Here is a 5,702-nt window from a genome sequence, read left to right as displayed (position 1 = left end):
GGTCCTGCGCGGAGACATGCGACAAGGGGGCTCCTCCTGTTGAGCGGCGCGCACGCCTGGCGCAATTGCAACAAGAAATGGCGACCGCTGCCGGACAGCTCTGACGACGAACTAGGGGGATGTGACGTCGCGGTCGCGCAGCACGGACCGCGACCGCGACGCCAGGCCACCGGTACCGCGGCACGCACGTTGCCCCCGGCCGGCATGACCGCCCTGATCCAGACGCCCGCCGACGCCCCCACCTCGCCCGCCGCGACGCCCGCCCTGCGGCTGCTGCCCTTTGACGAAGCCACGCTGCCTGCCGCAGCCAGCCTGCCGACGCCCCAGACGCCGCCACTGCCCGCTGCAGCGCCTGCCGTGCCGCTGCCCACCTTCGCGCAGATCGAGCCCATCGGCCTCTGCAACCTGGCCTGCGGCATGTGCACCGTCAACCACCGGGGCGACGAAGTGGCCACGCTGTCGATGGACCGCTACGCCGCGCTGCTGGACGCGATGCCGCAGCTGCAATCGCTGCACCTGCAAGGCCTGGGCGAGCCGATGCTGCATCCGCAGTTTTTCGACATGGTCAGCCTGGCGGCCCGCCGCGGCATCCGCGTGTCGGCCAACACCAATCTCACGCTGCTGACGGCCAAGCGCGCGCAGCGCTGCATCGACAGCGGCCTGGCCGCCTTGTCCGTTTCGCTCGACGGTGCCACCGCCCCCACCTTCCAGGCCATCCGCCATGGGGCCTCGTTCGACAAGGTGGTGCGCAACCTGGGCCGGCTCACCGATGCCCGCGACGCGGCCGGCAGCGCGCTGGAAGTGCGCGGCGTGATGGTGCTGATGCGCAGCAACCTCGATGAGCTGCCCGCGCTGGTGGAGTTGCTGCATGCGCACCGGGTGCACGAGCTGCTGGTGCAGCGGCTGTCCAGCGACCTGGAGCATGAGGCGCTGCCGCCGCGCTACATCCCCATCCGCGACTACAGCCGAGACGCTGAACTGCGCGCCGAAGACCTGCCGCATGCCGCCGCGGTGTTCGAGCAGGCGGCGCAGCGTGCGCGCCAGCTGGGCCTGCAGCTCAACCTGCCGGCGCTGCGGCCCGCGCCCGCCGAGGCCGCGCGCGCGCCAGGCCCGCGCTGCAGCTGGCCGTGGGAGGGGCTGTACTTCACCGCCGCCGGCGAACTGCTGCCCTGCTGCATGGCCGCCACCGCAGACCGCGCCAGCTTCGGCCGCGTGTTCGAGGCCGATGCGGCGTCAGCCCATGTGCACCTGGACGCCGCGTGGAACGGCAACACCGCCCAGCGTTTCCGCAAGGGCTTGACCGACGACCGGCCGCCTTCGCTGTGCCAGTCGTGCGCGCTGTACCACGGCACGTTCTAGGCGGGCGCCGGGCGATTGCACCGGCACCCGCGCCAGCGGCGCTTCAGCGCTGAGCCTGCGCGCGACGGCGTCGAGCCGCCAGGCCCACGCCGGCCAGGCCGGCGAGCATCAGCGCATAGGTCTCGGGCTCGGGCACCGCGGCCACGTTCAGTGCCGTGTCCAGGTGGATCTTGATGAACTCGGTGCTGTCCGGGCCCAGCAGCGTGCGGCCGCCGTTGCCGGGGTAGTTGTTGTCGTTGATCACCAGCAGCGTGTTCGCGTCCAGGATCAGCACGTCCTCGATGGTCACGAACGGAAAGTCGAAGGTGGTCTTGCCGTCGCGGTTGAGGTCGTTGGGGTCGGCGATGTTCAGCAGGTCCACCACCAGCGTCTTTTCGGCAAAGCCGTCGGCGTCCACCTTGTTCAGGTCGATCTTGTAGATGCGCTTGAACATGTCGGCCGCGTTCGGGCTGGTGCCCTGGATGCCATTGCGCTCGATGACCAGGAACTCATGGTCGTTGATCGCCGTCATGTCGCCGATGTTGGTGCCCGCCGGGTCCAGCCGGTAGCCGAAGGTCTTGCCGGTGTAGCTTTCGCTGTCGATGCTGAACTCGTTGATGATCAGCCGCTTCTGGTTCGGGTCCTGGATGATCGGGCCTTCCAGCAGCGTGTACAGCTTGTCGCCGTTGGGGTTGATGGCCATGCCCTCGAAGCCGTTGGAGCCGCGCAGGTTGTTGCCGTTGGGGCCCAGGTACGGGTTCTGCGGCGACTGCACCAGCGGGTTGCTGCCGATGCCCAGCGAGTTGGGCAGCGCCACTTCCTGCTTCAGCACCTTGCCGGTGGCGTCGGTCTTGATGAGGAAGGGACCGAACTCTTCACCGAACCACAGGTTGCCGTTCTTGTCGCGGCGCACCGACTCGATGTCCAGGTCGCCGCCGGTCAGCAGGCGGCCGTTGCGGATGCTGCTGTCCACCGCGATGCTGCCGTTGCCGGTGCCGCCCGAATACGGGTAGTAGGCGCCCGAGGCCACCAGCGAGAAGCCCAGCTTGTGGTCCGGGTCGCGCAGCGTGATGTAGGTGCTGGTGTCGAAGCTGTTGCGCACCGCGCCGCTGGTGTAGTCCACCGCCTTGACCACGCCGCTGCCGCCGGTGGCGGTGCGGAAATCGGGCGCCACCGCGTACATGCGCAGCAGGTAGTCCACCGAGTTGGCCTTGTTGCCGAAGCCGTTGTCCGGCATCACGTAGTAGCTGCCGGCCACCGGGCCTTGCAGCACGGCCGAGAAGCCCTGCACCGACTGCTTGTCGATGTACGGCGGCACCACGCCGTTGGCGGGGCTCTGGAACTGGCCCGAGGTGGGGCCGGGCGCGAAGGTGTCGGCCGCCAGCTCGGCAAAGCCGACCAGGGTGTTGGCCGCCTGGGCGGGCGCGGCGGCCAGCGTCATCAACGCCAGTGCGGCGGCCAGCGCGGCGGGCCGGCGCGCCAGTTGGGGGTACTTCATGTGCATTCCTCCGTGGATGTTGTCGGCCCCCGGGGGGGCTGGCCCGGTGTTCGGGGCGTCGCACATTCTTCGCGCGGGGTATGACAGGGCCGCGACGGCGGGCCCAGCGCCAGGCCGGCGTGCGGAACGCCGGTTGCCGTAGCAGCGTGCCGCGCATGTCGCGCGGTTCACCCCTCCCGGAGCAACCAGCATGGCCACCGCAAAAAAAGCTGCAGCGAAGAAGTCCACCCGATCGCGTTCCACCAGCGCCAGCAAGTCCCACGGACCTGACGCCATCAAGCTGCTCACCGCAGACCACCGCGAGGTCAAGGCGCTTTTCCAGCAGTACCAGGAGATGGTCGACCATGAGGCGGAAGACCAGGAGAAGCAGGAGATCGCCGACCAGATCTGCCTGATGCTGACGGTGCATGCGCAGATCGAGGAAGAGCTGTTTTACCCGGCCGCCAAGGAAGCCATCAAGGAGCCCGACCTGGTCAACGAGGCCAACGTCGAGCATGCCTCGGCCAAGGACCTGATTGCTCAAATCCAGGAATCCGATCCTTCCGACGAGATGTACGACGCCAAGGTCAAGGTCCTGGGCGAGTACATCGACCATCACGTCAAGGAAGAAGAAGGCGAGCTCTTCCCGCAGGTGCGCAAGGCGCGCCTCGACATGACGGCGCTGGCCGAGCAGTTGCAGGAGCGCAAGCAGGCGCTGATGACCGAGATGGGCCTGGGCATGGACGAGGAGGCCGAGGCCGAGTGACGCGCCACGGCCCCGGGCGGGGTGGGCCGCCCGTGCCCCTAGTTTGACGTGCGGCAAGCACGGCACCCACCCGGGCAGGTCACACTGCGCGCCGTGTTCTGCTTCCTGGCGGCTTCATGCAGTTGAGCAGTTCGATGCTGGCACGTGGCCTCAGCTTCCGGGTCAGGACGGGGCTTGCCTTTGCACTGCTCGCCCTCGTGGCGTTCACTGCGGTGGGCGTCGTCTCCGGCCAGCGTGTGCGCGACGAGATCACGCAGCATTCGGGCGCCAGCTTGCAGCACATGGCAAGCCGGCTGGCCGAGGCCATCGACGCCGGCCTGTTCGAGCGCTTCCGCGAGATCAGGAACCTGGCGGCCCTGCAGTCGTTGATCGGTGCGCAGGTGGACCCGCAGGACTGGCGCGCCCTGGCCGAACGGCTGCAGACCACGCTGCCCTATTACTCCTGGATCGGTGTCACCGACCTCGAAGGGCGTGTGGTGGCCGCAACCGGCGGCGTGCTGCAGGGCCGCGACGTGTCCGCCCGTCCCTGGTTTGCCCAGGGTCTGCGCGGTACCTACGTGGGCGACGTGCACGACGCCGTGCTGCTGGCCAGCCTGCTGCCCCGCGGCGCCGACCCGGAACCCCTGCGCCTGGTGGACTTCGCGGCGCCGGTGCAGCTGGCAGGCCGCACGACCGGCGTGCTGGGCGCCCATCTGGACATGCGCTGGGCCGAGGCCTTGCGCCGGGCCGCACTGTCCACCAGCAAAGTGGGCGCTGACGTGGAGGTCCTGGTGCTCAACCGCAGCGGGACCGTGTTGCTCGGCCCTTCTGCACCCCGCCCGCCGGAAACCCACGGCGAATCCCTGGGCCGATGGGCCGGTGCTGCGCCAGGCCTGCAAGGCTGGAGCGACGGCGCAGACTACCTCACTGCCGTGACCGCCACCCGCGGCCAGGCCGACTATCCAGGGCTGGGCTGGGTGGTGGTGGTGCGGCAATCCGCGCGCACCGCGTTGCAACCCGCCGTCGCGCTGCAGACGCGCATCTGGCTGTACGGCATGGCGGGCGCGCTGATGTTCGGCGTCGCCGGATGGTGGCTGGCGGGCTGGCTGACATCTCCGCTGCGCGCCGTGGCCCTGCAAGCCGCGCAGCTGGTGTCGCCGGCCGAGTCATCGAGCGCGGCCCCTGCGCCTCGGTTCTACCGGTTCAACGAGGTGGCGCAGCTGGCCACGTCGCTCTCGGCGCTCGTTCAGCAACTGCGCGAGCGCGAGCACGCGCTGCTCGAACTCACCGGGCAGCTGGAGGCCAAGGTGCAGGATAGAACGGCATCGCTTGATCAGGCAAATGCCGACCTGCGCAGCTTTGGCCGAAGCGTGGCGCACGATGTGCGGGGACCGATCGCGGCGATGGCGCAGATGCTGGAGGTCGTGCTTGGCAGTGACCGCCACCCGCTGCAATCACCGACGCGCCAGGTGCTCGACGCCCTTCAGTCGGAGTGTGGGCGCCTCACGCAGCTGGTGGACGAGCTGATGCTGCTCTCGCGCGTGGAAGACCAGCCACTGCGCGTGGCACCGGTGTGCATGCAGACCTTGGTGGAAGCCGTGCTGGCGGGCTTGCAGGACGGCCGAACGGTGGTGGAACAACCCATGTCCTGGCCCACGGTGCAGGGCGACCCAGCCTTGTTGCGCCAGGTGTGGCAGAACCTCTTGTCCAACGCCTTCAAATTCAGCTCACACAGCCACCCACCGAGGATCCAGCTGAAATGCCAACGAGAAGGGCATGATTGGATTTTTTCCGTCACGGACAACGGCACTGGTTTCGACATGGCCCAGGCCACTGACCTGTTCCAGGCCTTCAGTCGGCTGCCATCCGCCAACGGCTACCAGGGCACTGGCGTCGGCTTGTCCATCGTGCAGCGCATCCTCGCACGACATCAAGGCCGTATCTGGGCCCAAGCCATTCCTGGCCAAGGCGCCACCTTTCATTTCAGCCTGCCTGCAGCCTGATATTCACTGCAATTTCGATCCCCCAAAGGCAAAACCCCCGACCAACGTGGAGTTGATCGGGGGTCTGCGCGGGTAAATAGCCTGACGATGTCCTACTTTCACACGGGAATCCGCACTATCATCGGCGCTGAGGCGTTTC

The 5,702-nt window shown here is 68.2% G+C and carries 4 protein-coding genes; 3 read left to right on the top strand and 1 reads right to left on the bottom strand.

Features of this window, described 5'->3' with window-relative positions; genetic code table 11:
• The first annotated feature begins 204 nt into the window (after positions 1 to 204).
• On the top strand, positions 205 to 1,359 hold the full coding sequence (locus ABNT58_RS01495) for a radical SAM/SPASM domain-containing protein (RefSeq protein WP_348751746.1): 1,155 nt from the start codon (positions 205 to 207) through the stop codon (positions 1,357 to 1,359).
• Positions 1,360 to 1,402: 43 nt separating this feature from the next.
• Here the strand turns inward: ABNT58_RS01495 and ABNT58_RS01490 are convergent, their stop codons facing one another.
• Positions 1,403 to 2,836, bottom strand: coding sequence for an esterase-like activity of phytase family protein (locus ABNT58_RS01490; protein ID WP_348751745.1), 1,434 nt, complete (start codon positions 2,834 to 2,836; stop codon positions 1,403 to 1,405).
• A gap of 190 nt (positions 2,837 to 3,026) precedes the next feature.
• Here ABNT58_RS01490 and ABNT58_RS01485 point away from each other — a divergent pair, with 190 nt between their 5' ends.
• Positions 3,027 to 3,581: a hemerythrin domain-containing protein gene (locus tag ABNT58_RS01485; protein ID WP_348751744.1), complete on the top strand. Its 555-nt coding sequence runs from the start codon at positions 3,027 to 3,029 to the stop codon at positions 3,579 to 3,581.
• 116 nt (positions 3,582 to 3,697) lie between these two features.
• Positions 3,698 to 5,563, top strand: a complete 1,866-nt coding sequence (locus ABNT58_RS01480; protein ID WP_348751743.1) for an ATP-binding protein — start codon at positions 3,698 to 3,700, stop codon at positions 5,561 to 5,563.
• The last annotated feature ends 139 nt before the right edge of the window (positions 5,564 to 5,702 follow it).

It is taken from the genome of uncultured Aquincola sp., assembly GCF_964001545.1.
GTDB lineage: Bacteria > Pseudomonadota > Gammaproteobacteria > Burkholderiales > Burkholderiaceae_C > Aquincola.
The sequence above is the reverse complement of the archived record's forward strand: the minus strand, read 5'-3'. Positions and strand labels throughout refer to the sequence as shown.

Coding starts and splice junctions, on each gene's coding strand:
- ABNT58_RS01495 (WP_348751746.1), top strand. CDS start 205: ATGACCGCCCTGATCCAGACGCCCGCCGACGCCCCCACCTCGCCCGCC.
- ABNT58_RS01490 (WP_348751745.1), bottom strand. CDS start 2,836: ATGAAGTACCCCCAACTGGCGCGCCGGCCCGCCGCGCTGGCCGCCGCA.
- ABNT58_RS01485 (WP_348751744.1), top strand. CDS start 3,027: ATGGCCACCGCAAAAAAAGCTGCAGCGAAGAAGTCCACCCGATCGCGT.
- ABNT58_RS01480 (WP_348751743.1), top strand. CDS start 3,698: ATGCAGTTGAGCAGTTCGATGCTGGCACGTGGCCTCAGCTTCCGGGTC.